Origin of the sequence: Bradyrhizobium sp. CCBAU 53421 (assembly GCF_015291625.1) — a bacterium.
In the GTDB taxonomy this organism is placed as follows: domain Bacteria; phylum Pseudomonadota; class Alphaproteobacteria; order Rhizobiales; family Xanthobacteraceae; genus Bradyrhizobium.
Map to the genome: position 1 here is coordinate 7474997 of NZ_CP030047.1, position 19646 is coordinate 7494642.

Sequence of the window (19646 nt, forward strand, 5' to 3'; positions counted from 1 at the left end):
GGAAAGGCCTTCGGCCTCGCTGCAGAAAACCCTGAGACTCTAACCGCTGCTGGATGAAAGTTCAGTGGCAAGTCAACATCAGTATCCACGCTTCATTAACTTGACGATGCCGTTTAGACTCGGAGGTGATCCTCACCGGTCTATCACCAGGATTTGGCTCGGGACCCGGCACCGGCGGTTCGTCTTTGTGCGGCGAATCCTCCTGTGTCATCCAGGCCGATCAACTCGGCCGTCAGGCTTCTCACGACTTTATGCATACGATTCCGACTTTTATAGCATTCAGCGCGAACCCGCACCCTGCACCCGACCTGCGAAAGAACCCCTGATTGTTGCCGCCTAAAGCTTATCGTCCTCGACTTAAGCGTTCTCTGCTTCTCGTGGAAGACGCTAATCCGCTCGTGCGTTACTGCCGGCCAGCAAAAGCTGCGGGTCGGCGGTGAGGGTGTCGAGGGTGGGCGGCCGTTCCCCTTCACTCAATGGTGCCGGCGGCGCCTAGATGGTTTCCACGACGCCGCTCCCGCAATCGTCGCCATTGTGATCATCATGCATGCTCTGTTGGGGACATGCTGATGGCGGTGCCGGAAGCACCAGAGACATGTGATATCTCGGTAGCGGGCAGAGCGGCTTCTTTGTCGTTGCACAGGAAAGCGTAGAGTTCCTTCACGCAAATGCGGGCGTTCTTCTTGTCTTTTTGAATGGGCGTGACGAGGGGCAACCTGATATCGGCCTTTTGGTAGAACGGACTGCGCTCTTCGTACAGCTGTTCAACCTTCTGCTCGATGTCGACGCCTTGCAGCAGCGGCCGGCTGGTGTCCCTCTTGAGGCGCCTGCGGAGCTCTTTCAGCTCGGTGTCGAGCCAGATAGACCTCGCCTTATTAAGGATCAGGGCTTGATTGGACTCCTTGCCAAAGCAGCCGCCGCCGGTTGCGATGACGATCGGCCCTCTCTCCAGCTGCTTGGCGAGCTCTTTGGTCTCCAGGTCCCTGAAGTGCGCCTCGCCGCGGCCAGGGTCGGCGAACATCTCCATCAGATTGCCGTGCTCGGCGACGATACGCTGATCGATGTCGACAAACTCCACTCCCAACTCCTTGGCAAGCTGGGGGCCGATGGTCGACTTGCCGCTCGCCGGCATGCCGACGAGCACGACCGGCCGCGTACCGAGGGCCGCGAGGATCTCGCCGGCTTGCGGCGAGCGAGCGACCGCAATCTGTTGTCTTGCGACGGTGAGCGACCTGGAGGTCCCTGCCGCCCTCGACCTGTTTTCTCCTGACGAACCCCAGTGCAATATGTCCCAAGCACCACGGGGAACGGGTACCAGCTCGCAATCGCTCTGCGCGCCCTGCGCGAGCTCGGCTCGGTAACTGGCCGGCGTATGGAACTCGACCTCGAAGCGATAGTTCTGCGCGGTTCTGAACGCCGTGTGAACGCCGCGTAACCTCGGCGTGTCCATCCTGATGAACCAGTTGGTGGTCTCGACCTCGCTGCAGTCCCGCTCCTCGAAGGCCAGTGCCGCCTTCCTGAAGGCGCGCGTAAAAGCCTCGTCTGGGATCTCGAAGACATGGCGCACGGCATTGGTGACCAGTTGGGCCTCCGGCGCCGCGCTCACGCTCTGGCCGGTCAACTCGTCGGCTATCCAGACCTGCCCGCGCGACCGTTGGTCAAGATGCGGCACCTTCACCTCGATGCCGTCCTGCCGCAAAAGCTTGGCAACGGCATGCACAGTTTCGGTAATCGCGCTTTGCGCTTCGGCGGGGACGGCTTCGAGCCTGGCGCGCTCCAGGGCCTGTTCGCTGCTCAGCGTTATCCTGCTGGCGGGGTCGTCGTCGGCCGAGATTGGTAAGGCGCTGGGCAGGATGCGCTTTTCGACGGCGAGCTTGATCGAGGCCTCCATGACCGAGGCCGCCAGGGTGGGGTTGTCCTTCAGATCCGCCAGGGTGCCATCGACGTCGAACCGGCCCTGGTGGAGCATTGCCGCCTGCGCCTTGACATAGGGCGCCGGCTTGAAGCCCGGCCACCGCTCCAAGAGCCGCTGCAATTCGGGGGCTTTTTGCCTGAACGCCCGTGCACCGGTATCGGACTTGTAGGCGTCCGTGCCGACCTTGATGCCGACGCTCAACAGATTGATGGCGCTTTCATGCAGATCGTCCGGGTTGTAGCCTTCGGGCCGCGGATCGATGCGCGGCTGGTAGTGGTTGAGGAGGAAGTCGATGCGCTTCCTGGCGTCAGCGGTTGCCGGATAGGATTCGCTGAGTTTCGGGAAGAGCGCGCTGGCGTCGGCGCTAACGGCAGGCTTCGCGCCGGTTGAGGCCACGGATCGCGCTAACTGTTGCTTGACGTCCGACCGCTCACGAGCCGCCTCGCTATTGAGCTGCAGGTTCCAGTCCTGGAGCTCGGCCACTAGCAACGCCGCCAGTTCGCGGGCCACCGGATGCCTGGCGGCCTTGCTGTCCTCCCCCGCCCTGGCGATGAGCTCATGGAGGGTCTGGCTGTCCGGCCGATCTTCCTGCAACAGTGCGCGGATGTCGGCCTTGAGCTCATGATGAATGCCCTCGTAGGTGCCGAAGATGGCACGCTCGGCAAACCAGCGTTGCGCCTCCAGCGGCTGCGCCAGCATGTTGCGCTGTAGGCAGCTGTAGGTCTCCAGCACCAGCCCGGTGGTCGACAGGATCTGCTTGGACCGGCTGAACTGGTAGCCGCCTTTTTCGATGGCCGGCGTGTGCGACTTCGGCGGCTTCATCGAGGCGATGCCGCGCGCCTGCAGCTGCGCGTCGGACTGGCGCACATGCTCGTAAAGGCGAGGCCGGTCGCCGACGATGACGACGGCGTCGCCGTCAAAATCGCCGTCGAGCTTTTTTTGTTCGGCGGTCGGGACCGCAACCAAAGAGCCGGGCGCGAACACCTCCGTCGCCTGCAGGATGCCGACGCACTCGAGCGCGGTGTCGGCCTTGACCCGGTCCTTCTTCTCCAGCCAGCGCGAATGGCACTTTACGTCCTCGGCAGACATCACCATCCCGCGCTCGGCGAAGTCCGCCGGCCACATTTCGTCGGGCACAACGATCAAGATGCCTTTGGCAAAGAAGGTCGGATCGTCGGCGGCAAGCCCAGCCCCGGACCTGTGCGCGACGTTGAAGCTGTATTGGAAGGCCACGCACCGATCCAGGAACGCCGCGGTCCGATCGCCATCGCTCGCCAACCTGACCCGGTCGGCGGCGAACGGGCGCAGGTTGGGCTTGTCATAGGGGGAGCGTCCGACAAGCACGCCAGCGTCAGGGGTCAAGGTCTTGCTCTTGCCCGTCGGCACATGCAGGCATTCGTCGCTGGACGGCACGGCAATAGCGATCGGCCCGTCGATATGCCCGCCCGTGACCGTGCGGAACAGCTCCTCGGCGGTGAGGCTTTGATGGGTTTCGAGCCAAACCAGAGCCTTCTCGCGGGTCTCCTGTGCCACTTCGACGCTGCGCGGATAATGTTGCAGCGCCGAGGGCGGTACCGCCGATTGCCCTTTATCGGCATAGGCAGGCATCCGCTCGGGAGCGTCGTGGCGAGCCCGGGCAATGGCCGGCATGCGTTCGGCCAGTGAGGCCCTGATGAAGCCGCAGCCGTCATGCGGCCGCAAGGCGATCTCGCCGTCTCGCCCCTCGAACCGGAAGGGATGCACTGCGCCTGCGGGGCGGTCGGGCAGAAGGGACAGCTTGAAGCACCCTTCCAGCGCATAATCATGCGGGCCAACGTCGGGGATGCCCGGCGGCGCGGCAAATGCGCGGCGCTGGATATAGTAATAGGCTTCCTTGAACGGCGCCCAGGCCCGCAAGAGCTGCTCAAAGGCCGTACCCGGAGCCGTCTCGGCATAGGGGATCGCCAAAAGCTTGCCGCTTGGGGCCTCTTCGGCCGCGAAGGGCAGGCGAGAGGCAAGCTTGTTCAGGCTCTCATGCGGCGGCTTCAGTTTGCTGCCGCCGAACAGGTCCATGCGGTAGGGCACGCCCTCCACGGGGAACGTGCGTGTCAGCATGGTGGCAGTCGGAGTTCCCTTTAGCTGGACCGCCACCACCTTCACCGCGCCCGAGGTCAAGCGGTGGAGAATGGAATAGCGCAACTCAGCTTCGCTGCCCAGTGGCCGGCCTTGCGTGTCGACCACTGGCAGCCGCATCAGTCCGGCATCGCCTTGCGGCGGTCTCGGCTCGTGGTCCATGGCCTGAAGGACCCGATGGACATCGAAGCTGGCGGCTGCATGCTGGGCCTGGACCATCGATGCGTTCTGCGCAATGAAGGTGTCCAGCGCTTCGAGCGGCTCCTTCGCCTCGATCTCTGCGATCACGTTCCAGCTCATGTAGGAAAGGTCGGCGTAGATGAGGGCGCGGGCACTGTCCAGGATCTGCCTGGTCTTGCCGTGCAGCTCCTCCTGCCTAGCCTTCAAGGCGAGCTCGTCGCCGTCGACATAGGGCCGCCGGTAGAGCGTCTCCAGCACCACCCGGGTCTTGAGCACCTGATAGATCGAAAGCGCCGGGCAGCGGCTTGCATTGGCGCCGCTAGTGCGCTCGGCCTGGCCTGCCCTGAGATGGGCATCGATCTTGCGTTCCACCACCGGCTGGATGGCGTTGAGCAGGTTCAGCGCTGACCTGCGGTGCCAGCGCAACACCGGCTTCGGGCTGCGAGCCAGTGGCAGCAGGGAGGCGCAAAGATTGCCCATCGTCTCGAGATCGTTGTCGAGCTTAAACCCGGGAGCGGCACGTAACACCTCGAGCCTGTCCAACCCCGGCTGCGCTAGCGCAGCGAGATCGTCCGACAACTGCGCCGTGCCCAACGCCTTGAAAATACTCGCGATGGCACGGACATCGGCCTGCTGCAGCCGACCCTCGGCATATTGGAGGTAGTGCGCCAGCTGATGCAGGCGGTCCTTCAGCAAGGCGGGTTCGGCGACCTCGCCGGCGGCCTCTCCCACCTCGATAGCCCGCGACAGACCGTTGGCGCTCCTGGCTAGCGCAGGCGTGCTGAAAGTGCTGAAGCGACGGCCCTTGGAACCGAGCTCGCCGGCGATGGCAACGATCGCCTTGCGTGCTTTTTCTTCTTCCGGCCACTTGCCGAAACCGTTGACCAGATTGGCCAATTCCTGATCCGAGAATCCGTCGAGATCGCCGGCGCGGGCAACCACCGCGCCGGCGATGGCAACCGTCGCCTCACGCGTCTTCTGCTGGTCCGGCCATCTGCTGAAGCCGTTCACCAAATCGGCCAACTCTGAATCCGAAAATCCGTCGAGCTTGCCGGCGCGGGCAACCACCGCGCCGGCGATGGCAAGCGTCGCTTCGCGCGTCTTCTGCTGGTCCGCGTCGGAGATGCGGTGCGGGCCTCCTTCGCTATCAGGACGCCCTGCTTGTCCGACCAACTCTCCGGTGCCGCCGATATTCCCTCTCCGATCCAGCAAAACGCATCTCCGCGCCTGGGCGTCTTGATGACGCACGGGCTCGACGGAACGTGACGAGGCGGTTTGCTGAACCGGGGTGGTCGGTTCACGACCATCATCGCGCTCCGTCGAAGCGGCGGACAAGGTCAATGGATTGGCTTGCTGCCCGCTGCCGGCCCACCGCTCGAGGCGCCACTGCCGATAACTGCGAATGTCCATCTCCGAAGCGATACCGCCCGAGGAATCCAAGATGGCGTTGCGGTCGATGACCCCCGCAAGGCCGTCAGTAGGCCGCCCCTGTGACGGATTTCGCAAATGGCGAGGGCTATCAAGCAATGCGGACTCACGATCGGGGCGATTCAAGCGAGAATTCGGCTGACGTTCAATCTCGGCCAGCACCGTGCCCAACTCCCGCGACATACTGCCCAGCGAATTGTCTTCCCCATCGGATGATTCCACCGAGCTCACAGCGCCTGGCTGCTCCAGATGGTCAGTTGCTGACCTAGACGCTTCCGTGCTCGAATGCTGGATCTCCTCATCTTCTTCCATGATGGTATACAAAGCACGATCAGCCCAGGCTCGCTCGACAAAATCCATGCCTAGTCTCCCGTTTTAGAAGCGCCGCCGCCGGTTTCTGATCACGGGATATTGCGGCGTCCAACTTACGAGATGCTGACGATCGCGACGAGAATACCCGCGTCAGGGTGTCGCGTCATAAGACCCCCCAAGCTCGCCGAATAGCAACGATGGATTTCAGTGTGAGAAAGCTTGGAAGCTCGAGATTTCCAGATGCAGCAAGGCCACAGCATCCTTTCTCCAGTTCGGTTGGGTGGCCCCTTCGCAGAAAGTAACGCGTCCGGCTAAGCTACCATCAGCCTCGCGCCATTTGCCGGACACTGAGGCCACCTTCTTCCCGTTTCAGTTCCTGAGACTCGACCCGCACCGTCGTCTGGACAGCAGCACGGGCTCTTTCTCCGTCCAGGCAAATGCCTAACCAACCAAGAGCCACTGATCCGTACGAGTGGAAATGAAGCAGCTACGCCAGGCCCGCGCCAATAAGACAAATTGAGCGATATCGATCAGGCAGCGTTCGAAATCCAGTTCAAAAGAGCTGTTTTCGGTTTGGCGCCGACCGAGAAATCGGCCACTTCGCCGCCCTTGAAGATCGCGAGCGTCGGAATGGAGCGCACGCCCAATTGGGCGGCGAGTTCCGGGTTTTCATCGATGTTGAGCTTGGCGACCTTGATCTTGCCTTCCATCTCGACGGAGATTTCCTCGAGGCTCAAAGCAATCATCTTGCAGGGATCGCACCATTCGGCCCAGAAATCGACGACGACGGGTGCTGCGGATTCCAGAACTTCCGACTGGAAGTTATTGATATCGACTTTCACGGTAGCCATGGCTGCTCCTTTGAACCGAAGATGTTGAACCACATGTGACGGTGCGGTGCAGAATTTTCAGTTGTCAACCCGACGATCAGCTTTTCTTTGCTCTAAGACACGCCAACGACACTCATGGTGCCAAGGCGGAGCCTTCGCGCCCGCGGGATGCCTTCAACTCTGCTCGCGCCCGACTGCATGCTTCGCTGATGGACTTTCCGATCGGGCGAAGGACCAACATTTGCTCACATGCGCTCATGTTCTTTTCGTATGGACCAACTGCCACATCCAGAACTGATCCGTAAGCGGCAAAGAGACCTTTCAATTACCCACATTTGACGTCGGATTTGGGCGAGGCGCCGCGGGCGAAATCTTGAATCGGTAGAATCTGTTGTGATTCGTTGTTGAGCACCTGATTCGGAAGCGCGGGGTGCTCGATGGGCTTGGTGAAGGAACGCGCGGGGGCGCGTGCGCAGCGATTGACGACCGGTATCGAGACGTGGGTTGATCGGGAAGTAGCGGGATGCGAGTTTAAGGATGAGCGGCTTGGTCGCCGGTTCTGCAAATTGCTCGCACAAATCGGGAGCGACATGGGTCAAAGCATCCCGCTGGTTTGTCAGGATTGGGCCAACACGAAGGCCGCCTATCGCTTCTTCTCCAACGAACGGGTCGACGAGGCGGATATTCTTTGCGGTCATTTCGAGGCGACGCGCGGGCGCGTAGCGGCGACGGAGGGACCGATCCTCGTCCTCCATGACACGACGGAACTCAGCTTTAAGCGCGAGACGCCGGATCTGATCGGCTTTACGGGCAAGACGGCAGGACGCACGCAGTGCGGCATCCTGATGCATTCGAGTCTCGCCGTGACGACCGAGGGGCTTCCGCTCGGACTGTCGGCAATCAAGTTCTGGACCCGCAAGAAGTTCAAGGGGACGACGGCGCTGAAGCGAAAGATCAATCCGACACGGGTGCCGATCGAGCAGAAGGAGAGCATCCGCTGGCTCGAGAATTTACGGCAATCGACCGACCTTCTCGCTGCCCCTGGACGATGCGTTCATATTGGTGATCGCGAGAGCGACATCTATGAGCTGTTTTGCCTCGCCGAGGAGGCTGGAACGCATTTTTTGGTGCGAACCTGTGTTGATCGGCTTGCCGGGGACGGCAATCATACAATTGCCGACGAAATGGACGAGGTTACGATCAAGGGTCTACATCGGATCAAGGTCAAGGACGACAAAGGCGATCCCGACGACGCCGTTCTTGAGATCAGGTACCGCAAGATACGAGTCCTGCCGCCGATTGGCAAACAGACGAAATATCCCGCACTCACTCTGACCGTGATCCATGCTCAAGAGCGGGGAAGGCCGAAACGGCGAAAGAAAATCGAGTGGAAGCTCCTCACCGATCTCCCGGTCCAATCGCGCAAGGACGCCATCAATAAGATCGAATGGTACGCCTTGAGGTGGAAGATCGAAGTCTTCCATAAGATCCTCAAATCGGGCTGCAAAGCAGAGGACTCAAAATTGCGAACGGCTGAGCGTCTGGTCAATCTGATCGCGGTCTTCTGCATTGTGAGTTGGCGCGTCTTCTGGATGACGATGCTCAATCGCTCCTCGCCGAATGCCGTACCGCAAATGGCTCTGACAGATCCCGAAATCAGGGTTCTTGATCATTTGGTGAAAGACAGGCGTGGTGATTGCTCTCGACGAAGCACGCTCTCGCACTATGTCGTCAAGATCGCGCGGCTCGGAGGATACTTGGCCCGAGCCAACGATCCGCCTCCAGGAAACACCGTGATCTGGCGCGGACTATCGCGGCTGAACGACATCGAACTTGGAGCCGCAATCGAGGCAACAATTATGGGTAATTGAAAGGTGACCTACACGCTAACGATAGAAGCGCCGCATCTAGACGTCCATTTCGGCCGTCGGTTCGCAACACGATAGATCGTCGACCATTAAGAAGCCGGATTGAGCTGAGCTGAACAATTGAGCGCGCGCCAGAACGAGACCCAACAGACGCAAAAATTGTCTGAACCAGGCGAGGATGCGGCGAAAGTTGTGGCCGACGGCTGAGAGGACGACGTTGGCGGCATCGCCGGCGCGGCCTTAAAGGTAACAGCGGCCAAGGTGTCCTTCGGCTTTGAGGTGTCCGATGATCTGCTCAATGGCGGAGCGGCGGCGCAGCTCGCGCTTGATGACGCCGAACACGCCGCGCTTCCGGCCGGAGATGAAGACGCGGCGGGGATTTTGCGCGTCATGGCCGCGGTAGCCCTTGTCGACATAGGCCCGCTCGATCGTACAGCCAGTGAGTGTCTCAGTGCGGTCAATCACGTCCCGCAACGTGTGACCGTCGTATGGATTGTCGGGCAGCGACCTGGCGTGCAGCACGAACAGGCCGCCAGGAGCCCGGCGACTGTTGGTGACGATAGAGGCCTTTACCCGAATTCGTAAGGCGCGGCGGCCTTGCCCTTGCCGATGCGCTCAACCTCCGGGGCATGGAACGAATAAAGCCTGAAGCCGCGCTGGCGCTGCTGCTGCGAGCGGATCTGCGTGGCCCGGCCAAGCGGGAGGGCGAACGCGTCCTCCAATGCGGGCTGGCCCTCGATCTTGCGACGGATGATCGCGAATGATCCGGCCCAGCCGACTGCGCAGGATGCGCAACTGCCGCTGGGCTGGGACCCCGCTCCCAGGGAGTCCGCCCACCGCAACGCAACGACTCAGTCCCCCCGCCATAGTTCAACCAGTGGATCGAACCCGACGCTTCTGAAATCGCCTCCATACGCAACGGTTTCGAACTTGAGGTCCTGAAGAACGACAAGGCGACTGATGGACCGCAGCGACGCTGATCTTGCTGCTGGTCAGCGTCGCTGATCGCGGTACCTTTCGAAAGACGGCCAGCGTTTCCTGTTGCCAAGGGCAACGGGCCCCGATCATTGCTTCCGCGGTTGGACCAAAGACGAGCTCCTTCGTAAGGATCCACCACAAGCCCAGAACAGGCCGCTATGGGTCTATCAGCTAATTGATTGACCGCATCCTGCTGACCCGTCCTGTGACGTTTTTGTATTGCAACAGCGATTACCTGCCCGCAGCGGTCAATATTGGCCCATCACCGAATATTGCCAATGACGGCCTCCTTGGCCTTTTCGTCTTTCGACAGAACGTTAGATGACAATTCAGTGACCTGATTGAGCTTATCCAGAAGCCCTTGCAACGAAATCACTGCCATTTGCCCTTCGCTGTTGGCGTTATCAACCGCCGCTTTAAGATTGTTGATCGCGGCGTCGAACTCCGCCTGTATGCCGTAGACGTCGTTATTGATGGTCTCGATGGCGATGCCATTCGCCTGCATGAACTCATAAACGCTTCGGCTCCTGCCTTGCGAATCGATAAAGGTGCCATACGCTTTGACAGTCTTCTCGTCATTTGGCCTTTCGGCCCGCAGCGTCGCCAATGCGCTATTCATGTCTTTCAAAAGATTGTTACGCGCCTGCATGCTGGCATGATCAGCCCGGAGCTCCGTCTCGTAGATGCCGTGTCGCTCCAACAAGAGCAGCATCATGGTCGAATATAGCGACTGCCCATCTGTGAGGGCATAGTCCGCACTGTAGGACGGCACGCTGGCAGTTCCATTGATCATTTTCTACCTTCCTTCCGGTCTAAACATCGTTTGTAACGATGCGTTGCACTCATGCCATGTTGACGAGTTTGCTCCTCGTCTCGCTATCTGCACTACGCATCTCCGCAAGCTTGCTCAGCAAGTCCTGAATCTGCGTCTGGTAGTAATCGATGAATTGCCTTTCGTCCTCCGCGTGGGCCTTCGCCTTGGTGCTATCTGCGTCATGCTTCGCTTTTTCTTCCTGGTATTGAGTGGACGCCATGTTCATGCCGGCCCCGGCGATCTTGGAGGTTTCCGTTGTCATGGCAGCCATGCCCCCCCATTTCATGGTCTCCTGTGCGGCTGCGGTTTGCGCGTGAGCGATGCGCGTAAAGTCAAAATGGTCAATGCCATCAGGAGTGCGGGCGTCAACGCCAGATGAGGCCTTGGGTGCATTGCCTTCGAATCGCAATTGACTCTGGCGAGCACCCTTGAGGTTCATGCCGGCGCCGGCGATAGCGCCACTCGATGCGACGATTGAGCCAAACAACTGATAGAGCCCTGAGTTTCGAATCGACTTGGCAGCCGCGTCCTGCGCAGCGATATCGGCACCAACCGCAGCCCACATGTCCTCTCTTGCCGCTTTGCGAAGCTCAGAATTGAGACGAACAATGAGTGCCGCAACTGCAGACATGTTACTTCCCGTCGCAAAGTCCTTGAGCTTGGGCGCGATACCTGAAAGCGTCTGCTGCGTAACAAGCTCAGGAAGCCCCGAGTTTCCAAGCAATGCAAAATTTGACGCGCCGTTAACACTATGGGCAAGCGACTGAGTCGTGGTCGCCTCTGGTGCGCGGGCGCCGCGGAGGGAGTCAGAGGGCGAACTCGGCGAAAGCTGACGATGCGCGGCATTGTCCAATGGATCAACGCCGACGACATTTACACGCTCGATAGCACCTAGCATGAATGCGTTCCTTACGCTCGCAAGAGAAGGCTGTTAGAAGTGATTAGGCGAAGGCACGGATGAGAGACGCATCGCTTGCACTGCGGATCTCGATAGCCTCGGCAATCCTCTGTGTGGTCGCCTTTTGGTCGAGGACGAGCTGCTTGATGAAGTCCATCTCGTTGTTTTGAAGCTCTTTCATCCACGTAATTCGCTTCCTTATGTCCAACGCGTCCGCCTGAGTGTCCGCGGCCTCCTTCTGCTGAACCCCATTCGCTATGCCCGCAGCGGCCTCGCCGAACGAAGCAGTTGCCTCGCCAACGCGGGCGGCGGTCGAAACCTTCTGGCTGATCTGAGCAATCCTGGTAGCGTTCGAGGTTGTATCTGCGATCGTGGAAGCGGCTTGATTCATGGCCCTTGAGAGGACGGTTGCCAACGAGCCCGGTTGCTTTGCGAGGGAGGCAAGTCCACGGAGAGCTGACGCGCCGGCCTCACCAAGGCGGCTCCACATAGCGGCCGCGCGGGCTCCATTCGCAGCCCCACCCATAAGCCCGGCGCCTGCCGTCAGCACGGTAACCGATAATATGATGCCCATCGTGATGCCGACAGCCACTTTGTTCGCTTGGGCAGCATCCATGTTGCCGTCTTTCATGAGACGTTTGGCAATCGCCTGGGTCATCTTGTCGACGACACCCGTTTCGTTGAGCACCGCAACGCCCACTGTCACTGCTGCGGCAACTGTCGCAAGAGTGCCACCGGTGACCACGGCGGCCGCGACCGAGAGCCCGACCGCGAGCCACCCGAGGAACTTCCTTATGTGTGCGCTCTTTTTCGCTTTCGCCATGGCGTTAGCGGCTTCGATGATCTTGTTGCCGATCGTCTCGTGCTGCCGCCTTAGCAGTTCGCCTTCGTGTCGAACATCCGCCATCCCGCTCGCAATTAGCCGGTCAGCCATTTTGATCCTCAATGCCAGCAGATTGTTAGCAAGTTCTACCGGGTCGAGCCCGCGCGGCAGCGCCAGATTCGGAATCGAACCCGATGCGACGATTTTGCGGGAGACTGCTGGCGGCAAATTGCCAATTGCTGTCGTATCGAGCGCGCCTGAACGAGCAGTCAAGGAGCGACCGGTTACAAGCGGCGCCCCTGCTTCGTACTGCGCTTCACTGTTCCAACCGGTTACGTTCAAGCTATGCACCACTTGAGTTCCTTTCCGTTTTCAGACGGTCGAGCATCCGTCGCGCGCGCCAGGCGAACGTGTTGAGCTCGGAATTTCCGGCGCTGAGCGTCAGGACATCACCGAGCGCGACTATGGCTGCTGCCGGGCGCCCCAGTTTGACCAAACATTCTGCAGCGCGAAGTGGTATCTGCGGGTCCTCGCTGTTCAGGAGCGCAGCCAACTTGTAAGCCTGCACCGCCCCTTCTGTATCCTCAAGCATCTGACTGGCAGCAGCCAGGCTGAGCCAGGATCGCGCGTCAGTGTGTCGATGCAAGCATAGAAAGCGAAAGAAACTCAGCGCGTGCTCATATTTGCCGCAGCAGTAATAGCGGTAACCCAGCGTATATAGTGCCTCAATTTCTTCGTCTGTAATGCCAACGACATCGCCTAACGTCGCGCGCCCCGCCATGAGGTCGAGCGTGAGGTGCGACGAGGCTCCGCGGTCAATCGCATCGGCCGCCTCAAGATCGCTCAATAGGCCTTGCTCGACCCCGCTCGCCATATCACACCCTCTGTCCGAACCATGAAAGATTCAAAGCCGTTTCGGGTGAAGGCAAAACATCGCCTGGGGCCGCCTGCTCGCATGAATAAGATGCGTCAGAGCCCCCGTCGCGATCGCCGTTACTCGCAGAAGGGGAATCCGGGCCGGCAGCCCCGGCGTCCGATAGTTGAGCCAGCCACTCAAGTCGAGCATCCGCCCTCCTTAGAAGGAGGTCCATTTGCTCGATCGTTTGTCGGGACCTTTGTATCGTTTCCTCTAGATCCACGTTCGCTTCCTCACCAACTTCATGCGATGCAAACCGGGTCCGACCTGCACCCGACGGCGCCATGCCGCTCGCAGGTGCAAACCACTCGAGAACCTCGACCGCCAGATCGGCGGCTCGACGCCAAAGCTGGGACAATCTGCGTCTTGCACAAGATGCCCGTTATCCCGACTGAACGACGCCGAGATCAACTTCGGCATCCAGGAGTACTGGACGGCCCCTGCCCTTCGGTACCCGATAGTCCGCGGCGTGCAAAATATTGAGTCATTATGGGTGCATCGGCACGAATGATAGGCCCGCTCGTATCGGCGCAAGCGTGGCTACCGTTCAAGTTGAAGGCCAATACGATTATTCTGAACTTCCCTGAAACCTGATAAGGGCGGGAGTTCGTAACAGCGACATATCGTGGATGTGAAGCGCGTGGCATTCTCCGGAGGCCTCGCGTCCCACCCGCCACTACCTGCCCAGGCCTTAAATTGCCCTCATCCATCCTAGGGGGCACCCAATAGCGATCCGAAGGCGCATCTTGCAACTTGGCCAGAACCTTCTCGGCAACCACGAGGTTTCCTGGAGGCATGATCGCGTATGCGGGCAAGCAGCCGCCGAACATGTCGATCTGCAAAAGGGAGTGAATGTTGCCGAACAATTCACGACAAATTACTCGGTTCTGAGCAGGATGGCGTCGAAGGTGGCTCCCAGGGGTCTATTCATTCGCGCCATGCTGACTATTCCGAAGCTCGCAACTGGCCTCACGAATTCAGAGCCGATCACCTCCGGTCTCGGTCGCAAGGTCCCCGAGCGCTCGCAACACCTCTGCGATTGGTTCAATCAAGTGTGACGGGATATATTCATCGACCAGACCGTCTTCCAGGAGCGCACGCGCCAGCGGAACATTTCGCATCACCGGCACGCCAGCGGCGGTGGCGGCCGCGATCATTTGCTGTGCGACCAGGTCGGTACCAATAGCGTCAATCAAGGGTAGCGGCGTCTGTTGCCCATCGTAGTAAAGCGCCACTGCAATATGCGTGGGATTGGAGATCAACGCGGTCGCACGGCGCGCTAGGGCGATAGGATCCTTGGCCATTAATTGCGAACGAAGTCGCTTGCGGCGCTTTTTGATCAGGGGATCGCCTTCGTTTTCCTTGTATTCTCGCTTCACTTCCTCCAGCGACATCATATTCTTTCTCTCGAACTGCCACCGCTGGAACGCGAAGTCCGCAATTGCCACGACAAGATGGATCGCCCCCGCCCAGACCGCGACATAGAATAAGAGGTTACCCGTCAGCAAAGCCAGGCAGGATATTCCGCAGCTCGGAATCCATACCAGCGAACTTACTGCTGCGCGAACCACAAATACAAGAACGAGACCGAGCAACAGCACCTTCACGACTGATCGGCTCAGCTCGAAGAGGCTCTGCGACGAGAATATCCTGCTGATGTTTTCACTTGGGTTCAGCTTCATGAGCGATGGCGCCGCTGCTGAGGGCGAGAAAAGCACTCCGGTCTGCAACACGTGGGCGCCCACACCGCCGATCAGGACGACGCCGAGAAACGGCATTGTCAGGCTCTGTATCTCACGGGTGTACGATCCGAAGAGTTGCAGCGCGACAACGATAAAGTTCTCATTTTTCAGATATGCGATGGGTAACAGGAGCGCTGCCTCAAGTCGGTCCACCAGGCGAGGCAAAGAGGCGACGAACAAGGTGAAGAACCCAATGGTCAGCACCGCCGCGACAACCTCCCTGCTCTGAGCAACCTGTCCTTTCTTGCGCAGCTCGCCCAGCCTTTGACGGGTCGGTTTTTCGCTCTTACCAGCTGGCATGAATACTCACATGGCGATGCGGCGAACAAATGCGACAGGCGATAGCCCATGATCGCCGGCATGAGTCAAAACTGTCGCGAGCGACAGGATCAGCAGCAGCAGACCAACCATGCTTTTGACCGGCATAGCGACATAGAAGACCTGCAATTGTGGCGAGAACCGACCAATCAGCGCCAGACCTAATTCACTTAAGAACATGGCGAGGATGGCTGGACCGGCGAGGAGCAATGTCAACAGCATGACGAGGTCCGCGAGACTCAGTACCGCTCCGACGAATGCTGGACCAATTGTCGGACGAAAGGTCCACACAGGCCAGATTTCATGCGAGCGATAGAGTGCCTCCAGGAGCTTGAAGAAGCCTCCCGTGACGAACAGCCATGTGAGGTAAAGCTCGCCCAGGAATGTCCCAAGCGGCGAGGTTTGATTGCCGCTTGCCGGATCGAGCAGACTGGCCATCGTTGCACCCCTTTGGTTGTCAATGAACGTGCCGCACGCCTCGACGCCCCACACGACGGCGGCAACTGGCAAGCCGAGTACAAGCCCGAGCAGAAGTTCCTTCAGTCCGAGGCCCAGGATCAGCGCCAGGCTGGCAAAGTCGAGGTCCTCAGGCCTTGTTGTCCAGGCGCGTCCTATTACAGGGAACGACAATGCGATGATCACGCTGTTGCGTGCCATTCCTGTCACCATATTGCGCGCGAGGACTGGGACGACCAGCATCATGCCCGATATGCGCGCAACCGCGAGCACAAGAACAACGAGGGCGGTACGCATCTCATCCGGATCAAGTGACAACATAAAAGGACAACCAGGATGATGAAGAGCGGCCGCGGTTCTTCCTGCAGATGCCGCACGCGATGGACAATCGATGACCCGCTCGAGCTCCAACGCCTACACCGCGCCGATCTTGTCGAAGATTCGCATGGTATACCGGCCAAGCTCCTCAAACCAGCTCGCGGTGGCGACCAGGACAAGATTTACGCTTATCAGCTTCACAGCGAAGGAAAGTGTTTGCTCTTGAATCTGAGTCATGGCCTGGATGAGACTGATGATCAGTCCCACTATCGTAGCGACGAGGACTGCCGGCAAGGACAGCACAACCGAAAGTGTAAGCGCTTCGACGGCGACGTTGACGAGCGTGGCGGAATTCAAGACGCCGGTCCTGCGTAGGACAAGACGAGGCCGTGGATGAGGCGCTGCCACCCGTTCACGGCAACGAACAAGAACAGCTTGAATGGCAGGGATATCGTCATGGGTGAAACCATCATCATGCCCATCGCCAGAAGGATGTTGGAGATAACGAGATCGATAACGATGAAGGGGAGGAACAGCAAGCATCCGACCTTGAATGCCTCTTCCAGTTCGGACGTGATGAAGGCCGGGATCAAGATCAAAAATGCATTGTCGACCACGTCAGCCGCGTCTTCCTTGCTCCACGACTTGTGCGTGGCATTGACGAAGAAATGACGTGTTGTCGTGGACGTGTTTTTGATGAGGAAGTCACGAACCGGCTCGGCACCTATGGCTATGGTGTCGACCAATTCTCCGAACGTTTGGTACGCGATTGGCCTATCACGCACAGCCTGATACGCGCTCTTCGCCACTGGCTGCATGATGTAGGCCGAAAGTAAGATAGCGATCGCGTTCAAGGCCATGTTCGGTGGGATATTCTGAACGCCGAGTGCGTTGCGCAGCAGCCCAAAGACAACGACAAGCTTTACGTAGGACGTTACCGTAATCGCAACGAAGGGGAGGACCGCGATGGATCCCATCAGGACGACAAGCGTCGCCGGATCGGGAAACTTATTCATCGCTCAGCCCGGGGCAAGCGCAGATCCAGCAGGCGCACCCCGGTCTGCTCAGCAATGCGCACCAGCTCACCCGTCGCGACGACTTGGCCATTGACGCGCAGAGAAACGTTAGTGGTTGCATCAAAGCCAAGATCGATGACCTGGCCCACCGCGAGTTCACGAAGCTGTCCGAGCGGCATGGTCAAACGTCCGACATCCACATCGACGGTCAGATTAAGGCTGTCGAGGCTTTCAGGCGGGAGGAACTCCGGCTTATCCATCAAACGATCCACTACTGATTGGACAGAGAGGCGGCAATCCCGGATCGAAGCACGAAACCAGGGATTGTTAGAGAGGTGCGCGACCACGCTCATCGCGCCATCCCTGCCCACCGATTGGTTGTCGAGCATGATGACGTCACCTTGCGCAAGTCGCTGTAGTTCCGCCAGGGCAAGAGTGATGGGAGCAATGCGAACATCCAGAAGAAGCGGAAGCTCATCGAGCGCTGCGGCGAGGACCGGCAGGTCGGAGCAACAGTCGGCGACCCACTGCAGCCCCTCATCATCGAGTTCCACCGAGCCGACCGGATCGTTCGGTTGCTCCAGCCGAACGATCTTGAACGCGTGGGGTCGCGGGGCCGCAACGTCGGAGCAGGACCAGGTCGGCCGCTGACCGCACCATTGCTCCACTTCGATCGCCAGATCCTGCAGAACGATATCGAACAATATCTCGCCCAGGCCGTGGCCCGGAGGCAATGTGGTGATCTCCGGCCATCGTTCGACGGCCAGCTGCGGAAGGAGCATTGCCCCCAATGCGAGGCGGATTTTGTGGCCTTGCACATTCATTACCACGGTGTAACTTGGCACCGGGATGTGCCGATGCGTTGAATCGGCCATGACTGCCTGCACCTCGATGCCGGCGAGACTGAAAGCAAGCGGAAGACGACTCGCAATTCGCGATATTGCGACAACATCGCGTCCCTCATAGCGGGGAAGATCGATCATGAGCGCTTCTCAGCGCTGTAGTGGAATGTCGTCTCCGAACCGGAAGAGTGCCAATGACAGCCCTCTTCCAGCCAGCCTCGGCCAACGACCGCAATCATGACGCGCATGCCGAGCCGATCAGACAAGTGGCGCGCAAACGCTTGGCCTCGCAATTGCAAGATGGACCTAAGGTGGTCGGAGACGATGGAGAGAGATAGCGTATCGTCGCGGCATCTGACGAACACACATGCGCTTCCAAACACGACGCGATTCAACGTGATGTACGCCGTCGCGCCCCCCCTGCGGTCCGGACATATCAAAACGCGCTCAACGATCGCCTCCGCCAGCTCAGCGAGCTCTGTGGAACGTGAAGGCTCTCCGTCCACTCCCGGATCCTGTGCATAATCCAGCATGACGGGTTCGTGCGAGACGACGGGCACGCAGGAGGGCACAACGCTCCCCATCGCCACCGGATCATGCTGATCGTTGCCGAGCTTCGTGCAGCCGGAACCATCCGCAGGCGACTCGCGGTCATCCAGAGCGGCCCCTTCGAGTCGTCGCCGAAAGCGCTCGTAATCCGCACCAGGCACAGGCTTCCGGGCCGCGAGCACGCGCGGGGGCGGGCGGTCACATGGCGCGATTGCCGACATCGAAGCGCTGTCACGAACCTTCATCAAGGCAGCTCCATCGCAGCTTCTCCAGATGTCAAACGCGCAGCGCTGAAATGTCATGCAGACAGCTCATTTCGCGCATTGCAGCACTGCGGCTCATCGCTCCAGCCACCAATCACGACCTTGTACTCCGGAGACAAGAGGAAGGTACGCGCCGCTCAGCACAAGGCACTTCCTTCCACCCCTTTGATCTGCTTAGGGCCGCTCAGAAGCAAATACATTTTCGATATCGGTCCAGCTGATCGCGCTATGGCGCAGCCCAACGATCGGGCCAGGCCCGATCCATATGGTTGTTGAACGGCCGCCTGATCTCCTTCATGAACGAGGGCGGATTCTCAAGGACTTGGCGCCGCTTTATATTCCCGTCAGCTTGGTCAGCCCAACCCGGGAAAAGCGCCTAGTCGATCCCGCAAGGCCTGTCGATCTGCGCCGATGTTGTTAAGGTGCAGCTGCTCTGGCTGCTGACCTTCCGCCAAACGTCTAACCAGCGTCCGCGTCGCGTCGAGCACGAAGACGCCACAATCATAGCGGTTCTGCTGCCGGGCCATGTCAGCTATGCTGCGAGGACAGCTACGCCGCCGCTAAGCAGATCGATGATTTCTGACATGATGCCTCATCATCTGAAGCGCGGCACGATCTTACGTACGTCAAATTCCGGCGCATCAAGGGAGTGTGTCGCGAGAGCAGCCCGCTTGTACTAGTCATGTGGGAGCGGCCGACGGCACTTGGGTGGTCATGGCTTGACGAGATCGATGATCATCGCGCTCGTTCAGCCGACGACGGCATACAACGCGCCGTTTTGGAGCCAATGGCAGCGGAGTTTGACTGCCTGGCAAGGGTTGGTCCGGTTTGCGTCCGCGATCTCGCCTCACCCGTAACAGCCGAGATTGGCAACAACTCATCGAAACGTGCCGCGTGGTGAATACCGCTCCTGCTTATCCAGGCGACACATCAATGTGTGGTCAAAGCGCGGAGCACTCGCAGCTCCATCACTTCCCGTTATGGCCCCATATCGATGAATTAATTTGCAGCTTGGCGGGTCTCCGGTACTGACACTCGGAAGAATCATCAAGCTGCTATTTGTCTTAT

At 59.4% G+C, this 19646-nt stretch carries 12 protein-coding genes and 2 pseudogenes; 1 reads left to right on the forward strand and 13 read right to left on the reverse strand.

Annotated elements, in window-relative coordinates:
- Positions 1–343: 343 nt before the first annotated feature.
- Together XH92_RS35005 and trxA are read right to left on the reverse strand one after the other, a co-directional pair.
- Positions 344–5398 (reverse strand): annotated as a pseudogene (locus XH92_RS35005) (shikimate kinase).
- Between the two features lie 1079 nt (positions 5399–6477).
- Positions 6478–6798, reverse strand: a complete 321-nt coding sequence (trxA, locus tag XH92_RS35010; RefSeq protein WP_194461565.1) for a thioredoxin — start codon at positions 6796–6798, stop codon at positions 6478–6480.
- 416 nt (positions 6799–7214) lie between these two features.
- Here trxA and XH92_RS35015 point away from each other — a divergent pair, with 416 nt between their 5' ends.
- A complete protein-coding gene (locus tag XH92_RS35015; RefSeq protein WP_194456193.1) occupies positions 7215–8648 on the forward strand; it encodes an IS4 family transposase in 1434 nt (477 codons plus the stop codon).
- A gap of 86 nt (positions 8649–8734) precedes the next feature.
- Here the strand turns inward: XH92_RS35015 and XH92_RS35020 are convergent.
- The 11 genes and pseudogenes from XH92_RS35020 to XH92_RS35070 form a co-directional block, all read right to left on the reverse strand.
- A pseudogene (locus tag XH92_RS35020) lies at positions 8735–9449 on the reverse strand (IS5/IS1182 family transposase); the annotation flags it as partial.
- A gap of 436 nt (positions 9450–9885) precedes the next feature.
- The gene (locus XH92_RS35025) at positions 9886–10416 is read right to left on the reverse strand and encodes a hypothetical protein (protein ID WP_194456194.1); all 531 of its coding nucleotides are present in this window, start codon (positions 10414–10416) and stop codon (positions 9886–9888) included.
- Between the two features lie 49 nt (positions 10417–10465).
- Positions 10466–11335, reverse strand: a complete 870-nt coding sequence (locus XH92_RS35030) for a hypothetical protein (protein ID WP_194456195.1) — start codon at positions 11333–11335, stop codon at positions 10466–10468.
- A 43-nt stretch (positions 11336–11378) separates the two neighbouring features.
- Positions 11379–12500 (reverse strand): type III secretion system translocon subunit SctE, encoded by a 1122-nt coding sequence (sctE, locus tag XH92_RS35035; protein ID WP_194456196.1) that lies wholly within the window; start codon positions 12498–12500, stop codon positions 11379–11381.
- Position 12501: 1 nt separating this feature from the next.
- Positions 12502–13032: a SycD/LcrH family type III secretion system chaperone gene (locus tag XH92_RS35040; protein ID WP_194456197.1), complete on the reverse strand. Its 531-nt coding sequence runs from the start codon at positions 13030–13032 to the stop codon at positions 12502–12504.
- A 1019-nt stretch (positions 13033–14051) separates the two neighbouring features.
- The gene (locus tag XH92_RS35045; protein WP_194456198.1) at positions 14052–15116 is read right to left on the reverse strand and encodes an EscU/YscU/HrcU family type III secretion system export apparatus switch protein; all 1065 of its coding nucleotides are present in this window, start codon (positions 15114–15116) and stop codon (positions 14052–14054) included.
- 6 nt (positions 15117–15122) lie between these two features.
- Complete coding sequence (gene sctT / locus XH92_RS35050) at positions 15123–15911, reverse strand: type III secretion system export apparatus subunit SctT (protein WP_194456199.1); 789 nt, start codon at positions 15909–15911, stop codon at positions 15123–15125.
- A 93-nt stretch (positions 15912–16004) separates the two neighbouring features.
- Complete coding sequence (sctS, locus tag XH92_RS35055; RefSeq protein WP_194456200.1) at positions 16005–16265, reverse strand: type III secretion system export apparatus subunit SctS; 261 nt, start codon at positions 16263–16265, stop codon at positions 16005–16007.
- On the reverse strand, positions 16262–16924 hold the full coding sequence (gene sctR / locus XH92_RS35060; RefSeq protein ID WP_194456201.1) for a type III secretion system export apparatus subunit SctR: 663 nt from the start codon (positions 16922–16924) through the stop codon (positions 16262–16264). The genes sctS and sctR overlap by 4 nt, the downstream gene beginning before the upstream one ends.
- Positions 16921–17907, reverse strand: a complete 987-nt coding sequence (gene sctQ, locus XH92_RS35065) for a type III secretion system cytoplasmic ring protein SctQ (protein ID WP_194456202.1) — start codon at positions 17905–17907, stop codon at positions 16921–16923. The genes sctR and sctQ overlap by 4 nt, the downstream gene beginning before the upstream one ends.
- A complete protein-coding gene (locus tag XH92_RS35070; RefSeq protein WP_194456203.1) occupies positions 17904–18560 on the reverse strand; it encodes a hypothetical protein in 657 nt (218 codons plus the stop codon). Before XH92_RS35070 ends, sctQ begins: the two co-directional genes overlap by 4 nt.
- Positions 18561–19646: the final 1086 nt, after the last annotated feature.